The sequence below is a fragment of the Jeotgalibacillus sp. ET6 genome (genome assembly GCF_029667115.1).
Taxonomy (GTDB): domain Bacteria; phylum Bacillota; class Bacilli; order Bacillales; family Jeotgalibacillaceae; genus Jeotgalibacillus.
The window spans coordinates 49,852-69,621 of sequence record NZ_JARUIU010000010.1; the positions used below are offsets into that span (position 1 = coordinate 49,852).

Annotated in this window: 17 protein-coding genes and 1 other annotated feature; of the genes, 4 read left to right on the forward strand and 13 right to left on the reverse strand. The window is 42.6% G+C overall.

What is annotated here, in order from left to right; translation table 11 throughout:
- Window positions 1-287: 287 nt before the first annotated feature.
- From P6709_RS17370 to P6709_RS17385, 4 genes are all read right to left on the reverse strand, one after another.
- Window positions 288-797, reverse strand: a complete 510-nt coding sequence (locus P6709_RS17370) for a ferritin (RefSeq protein ID WP_278242261.1) — start codon at window positions 795-797, stop codon at window positions 288-290.
- A 42-nt stretch (window positions 798-839) separates the two neighbouring features.
- On the reverse strand, window positions 840-1,418 hold the full coding sequence (locus P6709_RS17375) for a nitroreductase family protein (protein WP_278242199.1): 579 nt from the start codon (window positions 1,416-1,418) through the stop codon (window positions 840-842).
- Window positions 1,419-1,630: 212 nt separating this feature from the next.
- Window positions 1,631-3,295, reverse strand: coding sequence for an FAD-binding dehydrogenase (locus P6709_RS17380; RefSeq protein WP_278242200.1), 1,665 nt, complete (start codon window positions 3,293-3,295; stop codon window positions 1,631-1,633).
- Window positions 3,296-3,617: 322 nt separating this feature from the next.
- Window positions 3,618-5,483 carry an alpha/beta hydrolase family protein gene (locus P6709_RS17385; RefSeq protein WP_278242201.1) on the reverse strand — a complete coding sequence of 622 codons (1,866 nt, stop codon included), beginning with the start codon at window positions 5,481-5,483 and terminating at the stop codon, window positions 3,618-3,620.
- A 358-nt stretch (window positions 5,484-5,841) separates the two neighbouring features.
- Between P6709_RS17385 and P6709_RS17390 the strand changes: the two genes are divergently transcribed.
- Window positions 5,842-6,315, forward strand: coding sequence for a nucleoside deaminase (locus P6709_RS17390; RefSeq protein ID WP_278242202.1), 474 nt, complete (start codon window positions 5,842-5,844; stop codon window positions 6,313-6,315).
- A 154-nt stretch (window positions 6,316-6,469) separates the two neighbouring features.
- Here the strand turns inward: P6709_RS17390 and P6709_RS17395 are convergent, their stop codons facing one another.
- The 3 genes from P6709_RS17395 to P6709_RS17405 form a co-directional block, all read right to left on the reverse strand.
- Window positions 6,470-6,784, reverse strand: coding sequence for a rhodanese-like domain-containing protein (locus P6709_RS17395; RefSeq protein ID WP_278242203.1), 315 nt, complete (start codon window positions 6,782-6,784; stop codon window positions 6,470-6,472).
- 101 nt (window positions 6,785-6,885) lie between these two features.
- Window positions 6,886-9,297, reverse strand: a complete 2,412-nt coding sequence (gene leuS, locus P6709_RS17400; RefSeq protein WP_278242204.1) for a leucine--tRNA ligase — start codon at window positions 9,295-9,297, stop codon at window positions 6,886-6,888.
- A 57-nt stretch (window positions 9,298-9,354) separates the two neighbouring features.
- Window positions 9,355-9,581 (reverse strand) — a binding site (T-box leader).
- An 84-nt stretch (window positions 9,582-9,665) separates the two neighbouring features.
- The gene (locus P6709_RS17405) at window positions 9,666-10,853 is read right to left on the reverse strand and encodes an MDR family MFS transporter (RefSeq protein ID WP_278242205.1); all 1,188 of its coding nucleotides are present in this window, start codon (window positions 10,851-10,853) and stop codon (window positions 9,666-9,668) included.
- Window positions 10,854-11,196: 343 nt separating this feature from the next.
- Between P6709_RS17405 and P6709_RS17410 the strand changes: the two genes are divergently transcribed.
- Both P6709_RS17410 and P6709_RS17415 read left to right on the forward strand, forming a co-directional pair.
- Window positions 11,197-12,159 carry a TIGR01212 family radical SAM protein gene (locus P6709_RS17410; protein WP_278242206.1) on the forward strand — a complete coding sequence of 321 codons (963 nt, stop codon included), beginning with the start codon at window positions 11,197-11,199 and terminating at the stop codon, window positions 12,157-12,159.
- Window positions 12,156-12,740, forward strand: coding sequence for a class I SAM-dependent methyltransferase (locus P6709_RS17415; protein WP_278242207.1), 585 nt, complete (start codon window positions 12,156-12,158; stop codon window positions 12,738-12,740). Before P6709_RS17410 ends, P6709_RS17415 begins: the two co-directional genes overlap by 4 nt.
- A 369-nt stretch (window positions 12,741-13,109) precedes the next feature.
- On the opposite strand, the gene P6709_RS17420 is transcribed toward P6709_RS17415, so the two are convergent.
- Window positions 13,110-13,889, reverse strand: coding sequence for a Cof-type HAD-IIB family hydrolase (locus tag P6709_RS17420; RefSeq protein ID WP_278242208.1), 780 nt, complete (start codon window positions 13,887-13,889; stop codon window positions 13,110-13,112).
- Window positions 13,890-14,184: 295 nt separating this feature from the next.
- Window positions 14,185-15,234, reverse strand: coding sequence for an NAD(P)/FAD-dependent oxidoreductase (locus P6709_RS17425; protein WP_278242209.1), 1,050 nt, complete (start codon window positions 15,232-15,234; stop codon window positions 14,185-14,187).
- Between the two features lie 207 nt (window positions 15,235-15,441).
- Between P6709_RS17425 and P6709_RS17430 the strand changes: the two genes are divergently transcribed.
- Window positions 15,442-16,485, forward strand: a complete 1,044-nt coding sequence (locus P6709_RS17430) for a YkvI family membrane protein (RefSeq protein WP_278242210.1) — start codon at window positions 15,442-15,444, stop codon at window positions 16,483-16,485.
- A 23-nt stretch (window positions 16,486-16,508) separates the two neighbouring features.
- Here the strand turns inward: P6709_RS17430 and P6709_RS17435 are convergent, their stop codons facing one another.
- The 4 genes from P6709_RS17435 to P6709_RS17450 form a co-directional block, all read right to left on the reverse strand.
- Window positions 16,509-17,363, reverse strand: coding sequence for a metallophosphoesterase (locus tag P6709_RS17435; RefSeq protein WP_278242211.1), 855 nt, complete (start codon window positions 17,361-17,363; stop codon window positions 16,509-16,511).
- Window positions 17,364-17,430: 67 nt separating this feature from the next.
- Window positions 17,431-18,468: a hypothetical protein gene (locus tag P6709_RS17440; RefSeq protein ID WP_278242212.1), complete on the reverse strand. Its 1,038-nt coding sequence runs from the start codon at window positions 18,466-18,468 to the stop codon at window positions 17,431-17,433.
- Window positions 18,469-18,687: 219 nt separating this feature from the next.
- The gene (gene fosB, locus P6709_RS17445; protein ID WP_278242213.1) at window positions 18,688-19,140 is read right to left on the reverse strand and encodes a metallothiol transferase FosB; all 453 of its coding nucleotides are present in this window, start codon (window positions 19,138-19,140) and stop codon (window positions 18,688-18,690) included.
- Between the two features lie 79 nt (window positions 19,141-19,219).
- On the reverse strand, window positions 19,220-19,672 hold the full coding sequence (locus P6709_RS17450) for a GNAT family N-acetyltransferase (RefSeq protein WP_278242214.1): 453 nt from the start codon (window positions 19,670-19,672) through the stop codon (window positions 19,220-19,222).
- Between the last annotated feature and the right edge of the window lie 98 nt (window positions 19,673-19,770).

Sequence of the window (19,770 nt, forward strand, 5' to 3'; positions counted from 1 at the left end):
AAGTTTCAACACCATCCACTCTAGCAAATAAATAATAATCGATTACTTAAAAAAGAGGTTGGGACAAAACTAAAAATAGTTTTAAAAATGAGGCTATATTAATTTATGTTAGCAGGAGAGCGGAGCGGAAGCTGGCTGCTCCTGCAGGATATGACGGTTACTTGAGAACCCAGTAGGTCTCAGCGCCGTCCCTGCGGAAAGCGTTCGCCAGAAGCACAGCGAACCGGTCAAAGAGGCTGAGACAATTTTGTCCCAGCCCCTCTTAATAACCTTCTTACTTTATACTTTTATTTTTCGCTCGTTCCATCAAATGTCCGTTTCCCTAATTCATTTTCGAGCATGTAAAACATATTGCTGTCTTTATCGATTCTTCTTAACTTTTGAATAATCGCATCAAATGTCGCCTGTTCTTCAACCTGCTCTTCGATAAACCAGTTCAGAAAATTCATTGTGGCATGTTCGCGTTCGTCCAAGGCTAAATCGGCTAAAGCATAAATCCGCTTTGTAACTTCTTTTTCATGAGCCAAAGATTTCTCAAATGCCTCCAGAACAGAATCAAATTGATTATTTGGTTTAGCCATGCTGTCAATTTCTGCACGAACACCCATATCGATAATAAACTGATAAAATTTCATAGCGTGAAAACGCTCTTCTTCTGCCTGAGCAAGAAAGAAGTTCGCAAAACCATCGAGACTTTCATTTGAGCAGTAAGCTGCTGTAGCCAGATAAATATGTGCGGAGTAGAATTCATAATTCATTTGATCATTTAACCCTTTAATTAACGTTTGACTTAGCATGGTCATCACCTGTCCTTTTATTTTTTTTAGAACACATCTTCATTAAATATCCTGAAATCTCGTTAACTTCTCACGGGGATTTGTCCGTGTTCTTCCCTGAGGGATGGACTCTTCTTGAAAAAACCCGAGATGCAAAAATCCGATTATTTTTTCACCCGGTTTTACACCCAGCAAAGAACGCACCTTAGGATCCACTATATGCGGGTTTGTTTTCCACACTACACCAAGCTTTTTCTCCCAGGCCAGCAGCTGAATATTTTGTATTAGACAGCTGACTGCTCCAAAGTCTTCTTCGCGCTGTTTATGGCGGGGATCTTCCGGTATAACAATAATAAGAAATGCTGCAGGCTGATTAAAATACTGACGCCTATTTTCCTGCATTTCTTTGGGAAATGTTTGTACCAGCTTTCCTATAAAGTTTTCTTTTTCCTCAGAAGAGACGAAGATAAACCGCCATGGTTCTCTCAGACCGTGGTTCGGTGCCCAGACAGCATCATCAAGAATGTTCATGATCAGTGATTCCGCTACCGGATCGTCTGTATAATTCGCTTTTATTGATCGGCGTTCCCGTATTACTTTTAAAAGCGGTGAGTCTGTAGTTTGTTCATTAATTTGCGTCAAATAAACCATCCTATCTTTGCAGTTATACAGTCTTGTTATTTGAAATTGATAATCACTCTCAATTAACAATTTACTATATAACCTGTTTCCATTCAAGCATTTTATGAGTTACTCTCTTTTCTTTAGGATGATAAAGATAGAAAGGGAGCTTTCAATTTACGGGAAACACGGACCTCTCCTGACTGAAAAATTGATTAAATGTAAATTATTTTTTAATTTTCCTCTGCGGCTTCACGGGCAATTGCCCTTCCAGCTTCACGCCCTGTAAATAAACAGCCGCCGAGGAAGGTTCCTTCAAGCGCACGGTAGCCATGCAAACCGCCTCCTCCAAACCCCGAGGCTTCACCAGCAGCATAAAGACCTTTAACAACTTTACCCGTATGGTTCAGCACCCGGCCTGATAAATCTGTTTGGAGTCCGCCAAGCGTTTTGCGGCTCACGATATGCAGCCTGACTGCAATCAACGGACCATTTTCCGGATCAAGGATCTTATGGGGAGGGGCAACCCGAATCAATTTGTCTCCCGTGTAGTTTCGTGCACCCCGGATCGCTGTGATTTGAAGATCTTTTGTAAACGAATGATCCATTTCACGATCCCGTGATTCCAATTGCTTTTCAATGTCTTTAACATTTAACAGATTCGAGCCTGCCAGTTTGTTCATTCCTCTGACCAAATCCTCCAAATTGTTTTCAACCACAAAATCTTCTCCATGATCCATAAACGCCTGTACAGGGTCTGTTGGACCAGGCAATATCCGCTTTAAGACTTTATTTATACTTTTTTCAGTGAGATCAGGATTTTGTTCTGAGCCGGATAAAGCAAATTCTTTTTCGATGATTTTTTGAGTGAGGATAAACCAGGAATAGTCAAATCCTGAATTTGCGATTGTCTGAAGTGTTCCCAATGTATCAAAACCCGGAAAATTTGGAGATGGGAATCTTTTTCCTTTTGCATCAAGCCATATAGAAGAAGGACCTGGCAATATACGAATTCCATGATTATTCCAGACAGGCGCCCAATTTTTTATTCCTTCTGTGTAGTGCCACATCCGGTCCCGATTGACCAGCCTGCCTCCCGCTTCTTCTGCAATGGCAAGCATTCGTCCGTCCACATGAGCGGGCACCCCGGAAATCATTTTTTCAGGGGGCGGTCCGAGTCGGTTCGGCCAGTGTTCTTTAATTAATGAATGATTTCCTCCTATTCCACCGCTTGATACCAGAACCGTCTTCGCTTGAACAGCAAAATTTTTCAGCGCCTTCCTGCTGCTTTCTTCTCCTCTTTTTACTGAACTTGGTTCCAGAACTTCTCCTTCTACGCCAATCACGCGCCCTTTAAGATGTATTAAAGAGTTAACGCGATGTCTCGGAAGATAATCAATGAGCCCTCTTTTCATATGCTCCTGAACTCTCCGTTTAAAAGGTTCTAGAATGCCTGGCCCTGTCCCCCATACAATATGGAAGCGGGGGACGGAATTTCCGTGCCCATCTGCAAGGTATCCTCCTCTTTCTGCCCAACCTACGACAGGAAAAAAACGAATACCCATTCCGTGAAGCCATTCGCGTTTTTCACCGGAAGCAAAATGAACGTACGCTTCTGCCCACTTCTTTCCCCAGTAATCCTGATCCTCCTCCCGGTCGAATCCTGCAGTCCCAAGCCAGTCCTGCCAGGCTAATTCTTTCGAATCCCGGATGCCAAGTCTTCTCTGTTCCGGAGAATCCACTAAAAACAAGCCTCCAAATGACCACCAGGCCTGTCCGCCAAAAGATGCCTCCGGCTCCTGATCAACAATGAGCACTTTCCTGCCTGCATCTGCTATCTCTGCTGCAGCTGTCAATCCTGCAAGCCCCGCTCCAACTACAATTGCATCGTATCCCATTTGATCCCACCCCTTCAGTCAAAAGCATCAATCCATTATTTTTAATATTCTGACTACATAATCTTTACATATTATTATAAAGATTTCTAGTTGTTAAAGTAAAAAAGGCTGGGACAAATGTGTCCCAACCTTTTCTAAACGGTTCACTTCGCTTCAGACGGACGCTTTACGCAGGGACAGCGCTGTGCCTCCTGCAGGCTTCTCCCTGCGAAGTCTCAAGCAACCGTCACATCCTGCTGGAGTCGCCACCTTCCGCTCTGTTCACCTCATAGTATCCTGGTGAAAAAGATCCTATTAACATCTTCATTAATTTTATCCCAGCCTACAATTGAGTTAGCGTATTGGTAACCATAATTACTGTGACTAGAATGCCGTATATGATTCCTCCCAAGTACGGGTTATTCGTTGCAAGATAGATTTTCCGGGTGACGATCGCAGCAAGCGGTATGATAATAATCATAGGCAGCAGCCAGATTCCAATGATTGGGGAAAGATCTGCAAAATAAATTTCTCCTGTAACAAAGAAACTTGTATATTGAATAACAGCCAAAACTGCCACACTTATCCCATTAAATAAAGTAAGCAATGCTATGTTCATCCATTTCTTTTTGCCGCCCGCTACAAAATTAAATGAATTGACAGCAATAGAGTTGGCAACATAGAACGCAAGAAAAAACGGGAGATATTTAAGAGCCATGAAAATTTTGTCAGGTGTAAAAGCTTTTACTGCAATTATCCATATACGAAAATCTGTTTTAAAGAAATAGTCTGCAATAAATACCAAGCTAAAAGCAGCCGAACAAACGATTAGAGCCAATGCAATCGTTTTAAGAAGAGGTTTGAATCCTATGATGACGCCGGAATCACGGAGATTCATCCCCTGACCTTTAGAAAAGAGCTTGTAGGATAAAAATAAAATAACCAGGGTCGTAATTCCCATTACCGCTGACCAGACCCCTATATAATAGACGGGAGCCTGATTATAAAAGGCAGGAATGTTCTCCATGCTCCAGTTATATAGGGCCAAATAGGAAAATCCTGATACAACTGCGCTTACAATCAGCCCGCCCCAAAACCACAGTAACCCTGCTCCTTTAGGTGCTGTCCGGGCGGTTACCTCTTTTTGAGCTTTTAAAGATCGGAAGGCTTCTGTAAATAGCATAAATTTAGTGAAACTAATAACAAACATTACAAATCCAATTAAACCTATAAAATTAAACAGCACTTTAAATTGCCAAATCTGGCTTGCTGGTTCAATTGGATTTGGCGCACCTACTGTTTCATCGAAAAATTCAAGTGTGCTCTCCACGACGTTTCCTGAGAAATGATTCCACGGGTGAATCTGGGCCGGATTATAAATTACCCGTACAGCTTCCTCCCCGTTAACATTCTGACGATAGATGGAATAGCTTTCACGCTCTTCTGCCTCAGCAGGGACTGCGCCGAAATTCAGGAAAGACTGAGCATATTCGGTTTGAATATAATTGCGGGGAACTGTTACAGTTCCATGCTCCCCTAGACTGCGGAAAAAGAATTCATCGTATTGGGCTGCAATAATTCCTGTGTCACGTGACCCATATACATTTGCAAACTCCTGTTCATCCGTTCTCATTGCCCAATACAAAGGTTCTCCAGGATCATTTGTATACATTGCATCATTCGCTACAAGAAGCACAGATGAGATTAATTGATCTTCCTCGCTTTTTTTATTGTCTTCTAAAATAGACCAGTTAGCAGCCCTTGCACCATTTGAATGGCCTGTCACACCTATACGGTTTATATCTATGTAAGGCAGGTCAGCCATCAGTTCTACGGCATCATACATTCCGGTTCCACGATTAGGCCATTCAGAGGGTGGAACCGCATCTGAATTTCCGTGACCGTACATATCAATCGACATGACTACATAGCCTCTACGGGCCATTTCTACATAATTTAAATCCTGCATTTCTCTATTGTTATACCAGCCATGACTTGTAACAATCCCTGGTGCCGGCGTTTCTTCCGTAGCATTTTCAGGAATGAGCAGCAAAGCGCTCATCAAATGTCCGGATGGAGTTTCCCACCTTAAATCTTTTATGGTAATGCTGCCCCCGGATGTTTGGACGAGCGACGCCCCAATCATACTGACCAAACATAAAATAATTGATATAATCAGTAATCTTTGTACCCCTTTTTTCTCCCTCATTCTAAAACCCCTCTCAATTTATATCATTATGCGCAAGTGAATTATGATAACGCTTACTACAAACGTGTCAAAAATTTTTTAATTTCCTCCCTTCTTATTAAACGCCTTAGTGGAGACTGATTTTGCATACAAAAAAATCACACGAGTCCCAATAAAATCAAGACTGCCGTGTGATCTCTCATTCTCTGCCACTGATATTAACTTATCTTTTATTATAGTAACGTATGAAAGCGTTGTCAACAAAAAATGGATTACTGTCCAAGTATTGGTTTTTGTGAGATCACCAGGAGGATGGTATGCACGATTATAATAAGATCAAAGTATACTAGTTAAAATTAACTGAGAGGAGGAGTAAAACATGAATCATCATGAGTTTATAGAAAAAACAATCGAATTGGCTGTTGAAAATCTCAACACAAAAGGCGGCGGTCCTTTTGCAGCGATTGTGGTTGATCAAAATGGAACTGTTGTTGCGACAGGGCAAAACAAGGTTACCTCCTCTAATGACCCTACTGCTCATGCTGAAATACAAGCCATTCGGAAGGCATGTGAGAAACTTCAGACCTTTCAGCTGACAGGCTGCACTCTTTATACCAGCTGTGAACCTTGTCCCATGTGTCTGGGGGCGGTCTATTGGGCAAGACTGGATGAGGTATACTTTGCGGCAAATCAGGAAGCAGCAGCTGCGGTTGGGTTTGATGACAAGTATATTTATGAGGAAATTAACAAGAAACATGAAGAGCGAATGATCCCTTTTTATTCAATAGATAGTAAAAGCATGAATATTCCTTTTGATAAGTGGAAGACGCTTGCGGTAAAAGTAGAGTATTAAGATAGAGGAATGAATCATCACCAGAGAAGTACGAGGATCCCAAGCAGAAAACATTGTGCATTCTTCATTCAGATGATTCTTTAGATAGAAAAAAGAGGCTGGAACATAGCAGAAAATGGTCTGCCTCTGTCCCAGCCAAAAATAAACTTATCATTTACGCCTTCGGTTTTGTTTCCCCGTTATAATCAAGCATACCGCCAGTCATATTGACTACTTTGTAGCCGTGGTCATGCAGGAACCAGCCAACATTTTCACTGCGCTTTCCTGAGCGGCAAATCAGGACATATTCATTTTCTTCATTTAAGTCATCAAGATGCATCGCGACGTCTCCCATCGGAATATGCTTCGCCTGAGGGATCATGCCTTCTGCTACTTCATCTTCTTCGCGGACATCAATTAAATGAATAGGCTCGCCGGCTTCAATCTTCTTTTGTACCTCTTGTGGTGTTATGGTTTTCAATTCAGACACTTTAATCATCCTTTCCAAGTTAAACATACTGTCAGTATAGCAAAAAAAATAGCCGGAGACTTCCCAAAACCATTGGGAGCATCTCCGGCTGCCTGTTTTCTTTAATTCGCTACGATATTCACCAGCTTGCCGGGAACCGCAATCACTTTGCGTACGGTTTTGCCTTCAATGGCTGATTGTATCGTTTCTTCACTCGTCGCAAGTTTTTCCATTTCTTCTTTGCCTGCGTCTCTTGCGATCATCAGTTTCATTTTCATTTTACCGTTTACCTGCACGACAATCTCCACTTCGTTATCGACCAGCTTGGATTCATCAAATTCAGGCCATGCGGAATAGGAAAGGTTCGTTTCTCCAAGTTTTTGCCAAAGCTCTTCTGCTAAATGAGGAGCAAATGGAGCAAGGAGCTGGGTAAATCCTTTTGCATATTGGGTTGGAATCACTTCGGCTTTGTATGCTTCATTCACAAACACCATCATCTGGGAAATAGCTGTGTTAAACCGGATGCCTTCAATATCTTCTGACACCTTTTTAACCGACTGGTGATACACTTTTTCAAGTGAGTCATTCGGCTTGTTTTGCACCTTATGAGTCAAGGCTCCATCATCAGCTACAAAAAGGCGCCAGATGCGGTCAAGGAATCGGCGTGAGCCATCGAGACCATTTTCAGACCAGGCGATAGATGCGTCAAGCGGCCCCATGAACATTTCGTATACGCGTAGTGTATCGGCGCCATGTGTTTTTACAATCTCATCCGGATTTACAACGTTCCCCTTTGACTTACTCATTTTTTCATTGTTTTCACCAAGAATCATTCCCTGATTAAACAGCTTTTGGAACGGTTCTTTTGTTGGCACTACACCAAGATCGTAGAGAACCTTGTGCCAAAAACGGGCATAAAGCAAATGAAGCACCGCATGCTCTGCACCGCCAATATACATATCGACCGGCAGCCAATGGTTAATTTTTTCAGGGTCTGCGATCGCATCGTCGTTATCAGGATCAATATAACGCAGGTAATACCAGCAGCTTCCAGCCCACTGCGGCATAGTATTGGTTTCACGCTTGCCCTTTTTGCCTGTCACCGGGTCGGTTACATTTACCCACTCTTCGATATTGGCGAGCGGCGATTCACCTGTGCCGGATGGTTTGATGTTTTTGGTTTTTGGAAGCTCAAGCGGCAGTTCCTCAAACGGCACACCAGTGGTTGTTCCATCTTCCCAGTGAATAATCGGAATTGGTTCACCCCAGTAACGCTGACGGCTGAAGAGCCAGTCACGAAGACGGTAGGTTGTTTTCTTTGTGCCAAGTTCTTTTTCTTCAAGCCATGAAATTGCTTTTGTAATCCCTTCTTCTTTTCCAAGGCCATTTAAAAAGTCTGAATTAATATGTGCACCATCTCCGGTGTAGGCTTCTTTTGAAATACCTCCGCCTTCAACCACCTCAACGATTGGAAGATTGAATTCAACCGCGAACTCATAATCCCGTTCATCATGCGCAGGAACCGCCATAATGGCCCCGCTTCCATAGCTCATGAGGACATAATCAGCGATCCAGATCGGCATTTTCTGGTTGTTTGCAGGATTGATGGCGTAAGCACCCGTGAATACTCCTGTTTTCTCTTTCGCTAAATCCGTTCTCTCTAAATCACTTTTTGATTTAATTTTATCGATATACTGTGCAACTTCTTCTTTTTTATCTTCTGCTGTAATCTTATCAACAAGAGGATGTTCAGGAGCAAGCACAGCATAGGTGGCACCGAAAAGAGTATCCGGGCGGGTCGTAAACACTTCAAATGATTCGTCTGTATCTTCGATGTGAAAGCGAACCTCTGCGCCTTCAGATTTTCCTACCCAGTTGCGCTGCATGTCTTTAATGCTCTCAGGCCAGTCAAGCTCCTCAAGATCATCAATCAGACGATCTGCATAAGCGGTAATTTTAAGCACCCACTGCCGCATTGGTCTGCGCTCAACAGGATGGCCTCCACGCTCGCTTTTGCCGTCGATGATTTCTTCATTTGCCAGAACCGTGCCAAGTGCAGGACACCAGTTGACAGCAACTTCATCAACGTATGCAAGACCCATTTCGTGGAGCTTTAGAAAAATCCATTGTGTCCATTTATAATAACTTGGGTCAGTAGTACTGATTTCCCGGTCCCAATCGTAGGAAAATCCGAGTTCCTGAATTTGACGGCGGAATGTATCAATATTTTTTTTCGTAAATTCAGCAGGATCATTTCCTGTATCGAGTGCATATTGTTCAGCCGGCAAACCAAATGCATCCCAGCCCATCGGATGAAGAACATTGTACCCGTTCATCCGTTTATAGCGTGACAGAATATCTGTCGCTGTCATGCCCTCGGGATGTCCGACATGCAAACCTGCGCCGGACGGGTATGGAAACATATCCAGTGCGTAAAACTTCTTTTTTCCAATATCATCGGATGTTTTAAATGTTTTATGATCTGACCAAAATTGCTGCCATTTTTTTTCGATCTTCTGATGATTAAAACTCATTCCAGTTCCTCCTCTAGTTACAAATGCCTATAAAAATACAAAAAACCCCCGCCCCTATCATGGGACGAGAGCTTATTTATCAGTCTCCCGCGGTACCACCCAAATTCGTGTACACGCACTTTGAAAAAGTTATCATCCTTATCGCGGAATACGGATTGTACTAACAATGCTTCGCACAATCGACTCAGAGGCGAGTTCGGCATTCAATCGGCTGACTTGCACCTTCCGTCAGCTCTCTTTTGGCTCGAAATGAAATCCCTACTAATCCTCTTCAGCGTCTTTACTATTGGTTTCTCTATTATTGTATGCAATAAAGCATGGGCATGCAAGCCTTTTATTACGTTCAGCTTTACCATAAGCTCCATCTTTTAACCATTGAGTGGAACGATTCGTTTCTCCTTTTTTAATGGGCGGTCATAAAGAACGGTCAGTCCAACCGAAATAAAGAGCAGAATAATTAAAAACCCAAAAAGAATTCCCATTCCATAGGAATCAACAAGCACCCCTCCCAGGAAAGGGCCAATCATTCTTCCTCCGGTAGCAGTGGAATTTACGATGCCCTGATAAAATCCCTCTCTTCCTTTTGGCGCCAGCTGATTTGCTATGGTAGGCACCGCGGGCCAGATCAGCATTTCTCCAATCGTCAAAATGACCATGGCAGCCAGAAAGCCCTGAAACGAGCCCGCATAAGCCGTTACAGCAAAAGACACCATAAAAATAAGAATCCCGATGATCATCTGTTTTTTAAAATTTTCTTCAAATTTTTTGACGACTGGGCGAATCAAAGGCTGCCCAAGAACTATCAGTGTACCGTTTATTGTCCAAAGCAAACTGTATTGTGTAAGCGTGATATTGATCTGCTGTGTGTAGGTCGCAATGGTGGACTGCCACTGAACATACCCGACCCAGCAAAGCAGGTATCCTCCGCACAGGATCAGAAGCGCAGTAAAAGCCGTCCTGTTTTTAATTTGACTTGATTCCTGCAGCACACTCGTTTGGATATTCGCTTTAATGGTAATTCCTCTATAACTCACAACAGCAAGCAAGAAGAATACAGCATACATAAGAAAATTCGCCAGAAAAATATAATCAAACGAAACAGAAGCAACGATTCCTCCCAAAGCTGCTCCTAATGCAACGCCTATGTTTTGAGCTAAATAGATTGCGTTAAACGATTTTCTTCCTCCCTCTGGCCACACCGATCCTGCCATTGCATACATAGAAGGAAAAACGACCCCTGATCCAAAACCAATTATGATTAGTAAAAATAAATAAGAAGGCCATTCATGGTAAAAGTTTAAACCAAGCAGGGCGCAAACGGATATGATAATCCCTGTCATAATGGACCGGTAGCCTCCAATACGGTCAAACAGCCAGCCGCCAAGCAGATTCCCCACTACACTTGCTGCTGCATTGGCCATGAGAACGAGACCTGCTACAGACAAGGATTTACCCAGATGTTCATGTATGTAAATCGTATTTAACGGCCATAGAAAAGATGAACCTGTCACATTAATCATCATACCAATTACCAGTACCCACAATTTTCGCGGCATACGTATTCCTCTTTTCACTTGATCTTATATTTCGAGCACCAAATTAGTTTAGCTAGAATCCCCAAAATGCACAATAACTTTATTGCTGTTTTCGGATATTTTTATAGGAGGACACGCTGTCTTTTGAGAAAATTGCTGGCCTTTTTAAAATATCGTTAGTTTATTTAAGAATTTGAATTTCTGAGTTGCTACTATGTATGAAGGAATTATGATCATTCCACCTGCGTGCCTATTTTACTATTTAATCCTCAAGTGATTGGTGCGGACGGCAGGAACATGATAGAATGCGCTATAGATGACAAAGAAAACAGGTGAAGAACCTGCTTTTAAAGGAGTTATAAATATGAGTGAATTAAATCCGTTTTTATATGCGGAAGACCAAAAACGGTACCATACATGGAACTACCATCTGCGAAACCATTTTGGACATAAAGTTTTTAAAGTTGCACTGGATGGAGGATTTGATTGTCCTAACCGCGACGGCACTGTTGCTCATGGCGGCTGTACGTTCTGCAGTGTGGCCGGTTCCGGGGATTTTGCAGGCAACCGGGTGGATCCGCTTGAACAGCAGTTTAATGAAGTAAAAGACAGAATGCATCAAAAGTGGAAAAACGGCAAGTATATGGCCTACTTTCAAGCCTTCACCAACACACATGCGCCTGTAGAAGTGTTGCGTGAAAAATATGAAACGGTTCTCGGCTTTGATGATGTGGTGGCCCTGTCCATTGCAACACGGCCTGACTGTTTACCGGATGATGTTGTGGATTATCTGGCAGAGCTGAATGAGCGAACCTATCTATGGGTCGAACTCGGTTTGCAAACTGTTCATGAATCCTCAGCCACATTAATTAACCGCGCCCACGATTTTGAATGCTATAAAGAAGGCGTTCAAAAACTGCGGGACCGAGGAATCCGGGTATGCTCTCATATTATTAACGGTCTTCCAGGAGAAGACTACGAAATGATGATGGAAACAGCAAAAGCGGTTGCTGAACTGGATGTTCAGGGAATTAAGATTCATTTGCTGCACCTCTTAAAAGGCACTCCTATGGTGAAGCAGTACGAAAAAGGAAAGCTGGAGTTTTTAACCCAGGAGAACTACGTGAATTTAGTGTGTGACCAGCTTGAAATCCTGCCGCCGGAAATGATTATCCATCGAATCACAGGGGACGGACCTATTGAATTAATGATCGGACCGATGTGGAGTGTGGACAAATGGAATGTCTTAAACGATATTGATAAGGAATTGATCCGCCGTGGGTCCTATCAGGGAAAACATTTTAAAGAGGTGAGTCCGCAGCCATGAATTTAGACCGCATACTGCCATATGCACGCCAGCTGCTTGAACGGGTTGTTCAAAAAGGCGATGTCGTCGTGGACGCTACAGTGGGCAATGGCCACGATACGCTTTATCTAGCACAGCTTGTGGGTGAACATGGACGTGTATATGGATTTGATATTCAGCAGGAAGCGATAGAAGAAACCGCATCTAAATTGGAGGAACACCAATTAAGAAACCGGGTTATGCTGTTTCAGGAAGGACATGAACTGGCAGACCAGGCAATACCTCCTGTCCACCACGGAGCGATCTCGGGAGCCATTTTTAATCTCGGGTACTTGCCAGGCGGCGATGAAACACTCGTCACAAGGCCGAGGACGACGATTACTGCCATTGAGAAATTGCTGGAGATGGTTAAGCCGGGTGGAATGATCGTCCTGGTTATTTATCACGGTCATCCCGAGGGTGCAGTGGAGCGTGATTACCTTCTGAGATTTGTTCAAACCATTGATGGTGAAACCGCTCACGTACTAAGATATCAATTTATGAATACCCAGACCCCTTCGCCGTTTATCATAGCGATTGAAAAACGCGGAGTTCGGAATTAACCTGTTTCTGCATTTGCTGGGTAAGGTCATGAAAATTAAAGCTTCGCAAGGAATCCCTCTGCCTGAAGCGAACCGATCAAAAGAGGTTGGGACAAAACTCAAAAATGTCTAAAAGATGTGGATATATTTATTAATAGGAGTAGGAGAACGGATCGGAAGGTGGCGACTCCTGCAGGATATGAGGGCAAGCTGAGACTTTACAGGGCAAGGCCCTGAAAAGGCTCAGCGCCGTCCCTGCGGAAAGCGTCCACCTGAAGCGCAGCCGGACCGGTCAAAGAGCTTGAGACACTTTTGTCCCAAGCTCTTCATTTTTTTATAATTCACGTCTCTTTATTACCATACATTTTACTGTCTTGTTTATTGATTGGCTTAGAGTAGACCTGCCCTCTTTAATCCTTCTGCAATCCCATCTTTATCAACTGCAGCTGTCGTAAAATCTGCAGCTTCTTTTGCTTCATTGCAGCCATTGCCCATCGCAATCCCATGCCCAACGGATGCCAGCATTTCAATATCATTTAACCCGTCTCCGAATGCATATACATTTTCCATCTTTAAAGAAAGGACCTCAATGACTTTTTCAATCCCCTTGGCTTTAGAGCCACCCGCCGGTATCACGTCTACAGATTGAGGATGCCACCTGATAAAGTCAAAATGCTCAAACTTTTCATCATACGCCTCTTCTTCGTTTCCTTCACAGAAAAGAAGCGTCTGATAAATTTCCTCCATATGAAAATAGGACGGATCATGTGTTGGAAAGGATTTAATTTTTAACGAATTAAAGCTCGCCGTAATCCTATCGTGTTTCTCTACATTGGCTTTCATTTCGCTTTTCCCCATGTAAACAAGCGGGTGATTCTTCACTGCAGCTGACTCTGTTAATTCTTTTAAGCTGTCGTAATGGAGCGGGTTGCTTACGATCACTTCCCCGTTATGCTCCACATATTGTCCGTTGTAGCTGATAAACGTATCAATAGACAGCTCCCGGCGCAAATCTTCAAACATAAACGGCGCCCTTCCTGTTGCAATTGCCAGATGATGACCTTTGGCCTTCAGCCGGCTGATTGCATCTTTAGCAGATGCCGGTAATTTCTTATCATGATCTAAAAGTGTACCATCAATATCAAAAAAAATAATTTTCCCGCTGCTCATCCTGTCACCTCTAAAAAAGTTGATAGTTTCTGATTAAACTCTTCCTCATAATAACAGAAGCTACTAGCGAGAAAAAATTTTAACTTTGAGGAGAATATCGTATGCGTATGAAATGAGCGGATTTTACGGCGGCACATCCATCAGTGTGTAAAATCGGACTGAGAAAGTATCAAGGCAAAGCACGCGGATGAGATAAACGTCTGTCAATGCAAAAAAAACGTGCCTCTGAAGTGAAGAACGCGGTTAAAAAGTCTGAGGCATATCTGCCCCAGACCCTGCACTTAATCCCTATGATTTACTTCATCATTTCCTTCACCAGCTCTTTATTGCGCTTTTTAAACACTTCATTGTGTGAGGAGACCATCGCAGCACTGCTTGCTTCAGGCTGTATATATTGCTTGGCTTTATTTACGGCGTTGGCTGCGTCCTGGAAAGCTCCTGCAATCAGATGAAGTTTTCCGTCATGCTTTAAAATATCTCCTGCAGCATATAGACCCGGCACGGAGGACTCACTGCTGGCACTGCCGGACACATAAAAATTGTCAATCATCTGGATGCCGAGTTCGCTGTTTTTAATAAGAGCTGAATCAATTTCATAGCCATGATTAATGACGACTTCATCAACATCAAGTATGGTCACTTCGCCGCTGTGCTGATTGGTGAGCTCCACCTTTTCGATGGTTTCATGATCTGGTGCAGCAGCCAGTTTCGTTATGGAAGTGGAAAGCATGCAGACCGCTGAACTGTTCAGCAGCTGTGTGACTTGTGCCTCATGCCCCTTTAACGAATCCTTCCTGTAGGTCAGATAGATTTTCTTTGCAATAGGCTCTAGCTCGTTAGCCCAATCAATGGCTGAATTTCCCCCTCCTGAAATCAATACGGTTTTGTCCTTAAAGCGCTGTAGTGACTTAACTGTATAATGTAGATTCGTTACTTCAAATCGGTCCGCACCCTCTATCGTCAGCTTTTGAGGATTTAAGATGCCGCTTCCAACAGCAACAATTACACTTTTAGAAAGATGCTGGTTTCCTGAAGAAGCGTCTAATCGAAACATCCCGTCTGCTGTCCGGTTGATGGATTGTACTTTTTCATTTAATACCACATCAGGGTTGAATGTCAGCCCCTGTTCCACCAGCTGATCAATTAATTTTGCACCCGGCAGAGGAGTCTGTCCGCCTACATCCCATATCATCTTTTCAGGGTACACGTGGATTTTCCCGCCAAGCTGCGGCTGATACTCTATAATTTTTGTTTTTAATTCCCGCAGCCCGCTGTAAAAGGCCGAATAAAGTCCTGCAGGACCTCCTCCAATCACAGTGACATCAAAGATTTCCTGGTTATGCATAGCGATCCGCTCCTCTTTTATCATCACGATTGATTATCATTCTCATTTAACTATACTCTTTTTCCGGGACAAACACAATATCAGGGTTGATTTATTCCTCTTCTCTTCTACTGCAATCTTAAAAAACATAGGCTAGTTTCATACCATAAATTCCGGTAATGGATCATGGGTGTATGAATGTAATTCAAGTGGGAATGAGGAATATATGTGAAGCCATGGAATAAGGGATGTCAGATTGCTGCTGTTTATGTAGGAACGGTAGTTGGAACTGGATTTGCTACAGGAAAGGAAATTGTAGAATTTTTTTCGCAATATGGAGTGTGGGGGCTGCTTGGAATAGCCCTGAGCGGGTATTTTTTTATAACACTCGGGACAAGCCTGATGATTAAAGCGATTGACTTAAAGGCACGTTCCTATGAAGAGCTGAATGAGCATTTGTTTGGCAGAAGGATTTCAAAAGGAATAAACCTGATCATGCTTGTTATGCTATTAGGCTTTTGTACAGTGATGCTTTCAGGAGCAGGGGCGTTATTTGAAGAACAGCTGGGATTGCCAAGGATGGCAGGAGTGCTACTTACGATAATTTTACTGTTAATGGTTATGGCGCTGGGTACAAAAGGACTTGTGGCGGTTAATACATTTATTGTTCCACTTATGATTGGCTTCACTTTACTGCTAATGTTTCATTCTGTTTCGGAGGATGGTTTCATCGAACATCTGCTTATGGTGCCAAATCAGGACAGCATATGGAAAGCCTTTGCCTCGCCGTTTATTTATCCGGCTATGAATTTGGCAATGGCTCAGGCGGTCCTTGTCCCGCTCGCAGCAGAAGTCAATGATAAATCGGCTGTGCGTTTAGGGGGAATACTGGGAGGAAGCGTGCTAACCCTTATTCTCATCGCAAGTCACCTGACGCTCGTCACACTGCCTGGCTTCACTCATTATGAAATTCCCATGGCAGCCGTAATGAAGGGAGCTATGCTTTCCTTTTACTGGATTTATATGCTCGTAATCTTCGGAGAAATCTTCACTTCAATCGTGGGCAATGTATATGGAGCAGAAAAACAAATTACCACCTATATCCGGTTCAGACGTATGCATGTCATCATTGCCGTTGTGTTATTCTGTGCAGCTTTCAGTTCATTTTCATACAGCGCCTTATTAGGGTTTTTATATCCTTTGTTCGGCTATATCAGCCTTGCTTTCTTTTTCCTGCTTTGGCGAAAGTCTGCAAAGCGGTATCGGTACTGAGCAAAAACGCTTATACTTTCGCATTATCCGTTTTTATCTGAGATCAGTGTCGTGACAATAATTTCAGGACGATTAAATACCCTCAGAGGAAAAAGACTGTTTCCCAGGCCGCGGCTGACGATCATAGACGTATCATCCTCACTGTATACACCTGCTGTATATTCAGGAAATACTCCCTGCCCCGGTGCGATAACACCGCCTATAAATGGAAATCTGATCTGCCCGCCGTGTGCATGACCTGAAAAAACTAGATCCAAATCAAATTGTCTGTATAAAGAGAATAGTTCGGGCCGGTGGGAAAGAAGAATCTTGAAGTCATCTTCATTCATCTCTTCCGTAACAGTTGTCAGCACATTGTTCATTGCTTTCGACTCATTGTTATCCATTGATTGCAGCGGGTCATCCACTCCTAAAAGCTGAATCGATGCCCCATGCCTTTCAAGTTCAACGAATGTGTTTCTCATAACGAAAACACCCGCTGCTTCAAGTTTCTTTTCCAGATCGTTAAATTTCCCTGATCTTGCCTCATGGTTGCCCGTCACATAATAGACAGGTGCAATTTTAGTCAGCTTATCCATCCCTTTCATACTGGTTTTTTCATTGTATCTTCTTGAATCAACCAGATCTCCAGTAAACACAACTAAATCAGGCTCTGACTCCTGTAGTTCTTCCATAAGTCGAGATTGGTTTTTTCCAAAGCTTTTGCTATGAAGGTCGGACAGATGGACAATCGTATAACCTGAAAATTCATCCGGCAGCTTCTTTGACTTAATGCTTAAATGTGTAGTGACAATAGAATTATTCTGAGTATAAAAAAACAAACCCAGAAGTGTAATTCCAGCTGCTGCTGCTGCAAATATTTTATACTTTTTCTTCACTTGAACACCTCAAAAAGCTTTCATGCTCATATTTTGACTCGTAACTTCCCATCTTATGAATTAAAATTTACTGCTTTAGTAATGGGTATTTTATGCTTTCTTCCAGGGTATCATTAACCAGCAGGAGTTCCTCTGCATGGAAGTCAAGGGCAGTGAGTTGAATTGCGTTTTCAAGCACCGTCTGATCATCTTCCGTTACGATCTCATCATCCACCGTATAATGAACTTCAGCCATGCCATCCTCGAGTGAAGCGCTAACAACCTCCAGCCCCTCTATCATGGCCGAACCATAAAAAGCATCTTCATTTTCAACTGCCTTCATTGCTTCTATTGTATCTGAGAAAGATAAAGCCTCTCCGTTTTCATCAGCCGTTTTTTCCTCCAGCGCACCACCGGGCAGGAACAAGGTTTGCTCTAAGTCTTTATCGTAGATGGTATAATATCCACGCGTTTGACCTCTCTCCTCTTCAATCACTATAGGCTCATCGATTGGACTTTGAGCTACAATGATATCTTTCTCACCATCAGGATTGAAAAATATAATTTGTTCAATTCCATATAAGTCGCTTATGCCGATCAGCGAGTCATAAAACATATTCGTTTGAGCAGAGGTTGTGGATAATTGATTTCCCTCTTCTGTAAAATTCACATGCAGCTCAGGCCACTCTGCAGTCATTTCAGTATAGTTGCGAAGAATCTCTTGTTCGGAAGGATCATTTTCAATCAGAGACTGTTTCAGCCGTTCCTCTGGAGAACTGTTTTGACCGTCCTTACGTTCAATACTATATGCTGTTAATATGGCGGTTTCAGCAAGATACGTGTGTGAATGAATGAAGTATTCAGACGCTATTGTTTCTTCTTCGGCATCTGATTGAGTATCGGATGCATCACTTGAAGAACCCTCTTCCATATCCTCATTTGAGCTGTTTTCTTCAGAGTTTTCTTCAGTTTCCGGTACTTCCTTATCTTCTAAATCCGTTTCATTTTGAGAAGTTTCATTAACCGATTCGACACTTTCCTCCGTTGTTTCGTTTTCAGCGTCCTGACAGCTTGCAAGCAAAAAAGCTAAAGCAGCCACTCCGCCTATCTTTGTTAGTTTCATCATTTAAAATGCCCCCTTTTTTTACCATGTACCCTTAGGTCTAAGAAGAAAACCCAATTAAAGGATAAAAAATAGGCACGGAACAGTATGCTGAAAATTTAAAACTGCTGTAAAGGAATCGCTTCTTCTACGAAAACACCAGCAGATCATTTTTAAAATCCGGAGATGCGTCCGGCAAGGTCATTATCCTCCGGAAAAATGCGTTCCCTTAAAGACCACAATTCAATGCTTTTTTTTAGCATCATTTTCGGCTCTCTCATAAAACTTCATATGCGGTTTAGTTTTTTTATAATGCTCGATGCGGTCCATCAGTGTACCAGTATGAAACTCAAATTTATGGCCATCAGGATCTTGAAAATAGATTGATTTCTTATCTTCTTCTGCTCTTGGTCTTCCTGGAAGAATATCTGCATTTGACTGATGAAGATGAGTACAGACTTCTTCAAAATCTTTATCCTCAATTGAAAATGCGATATGTGTATACGATTCTTTTATTTCTTTTCTCGGTACGTCTTTTTCTTCATTCAACGCAATCCACATCCCGTTCAAGTCAAAGTAAGCAGTCGTTCTCCCCTTAACAAGCAGTTTTGCTTTAAATACAGATGTATAGAATGCAATCGATTTTTCCAGGTTTGAAACGGAAAACAGGAAATGATTTATTCCTTTCACAAACATTTAATCCTCTCCTTCAGATCAAGAAGTCCAAACTTACTTTAAACTGCAGTTCCTTTCACAAATTACGGACAGCTTTGACTCATCCCTTTTCAAAGCATGAAATTTCCAATCGATCATCCACTTTGATCCGTTCCCTTTCACGAAACCCATGCTTTACATATAAACGAATAGCCGGTTCATTCTTCGAGCCTGTGCTTACTTGAAACACATATCCTTTGTAGGTTTCTTCCAAATATCGCAGCAGTTCTCCCGCTCCTCCTTTTCTAAAATGGCCAGGATGTACAACCAGACGATGAATATCGATTACATCTCCTTTTTTCTTGAAAGAAATCACTCCGCCCAGCTGACTGTCTTCGTCTGCATACCACCCGAAAAAAAGTTCATTGCATGCCTGCAGCGTTTCTTCGGTATCTTTTAATGGAGGAAGGTCCCAATAGTCAATCATTTCCGCTTCTATTTGATAAGCAGGAAGCTGAACAGCTAACACTTTCCTTGCTGTCTCCCGGTTTTGAATATCCAGCTTTTTAATCATCGGGCACCTCCATTTTCCCATGTATTTCTATTTAGTATTTCAAAATGAATTACACCCCGCAATAGAAATTTTCAATAAAGCCTATATCATGGTATCGT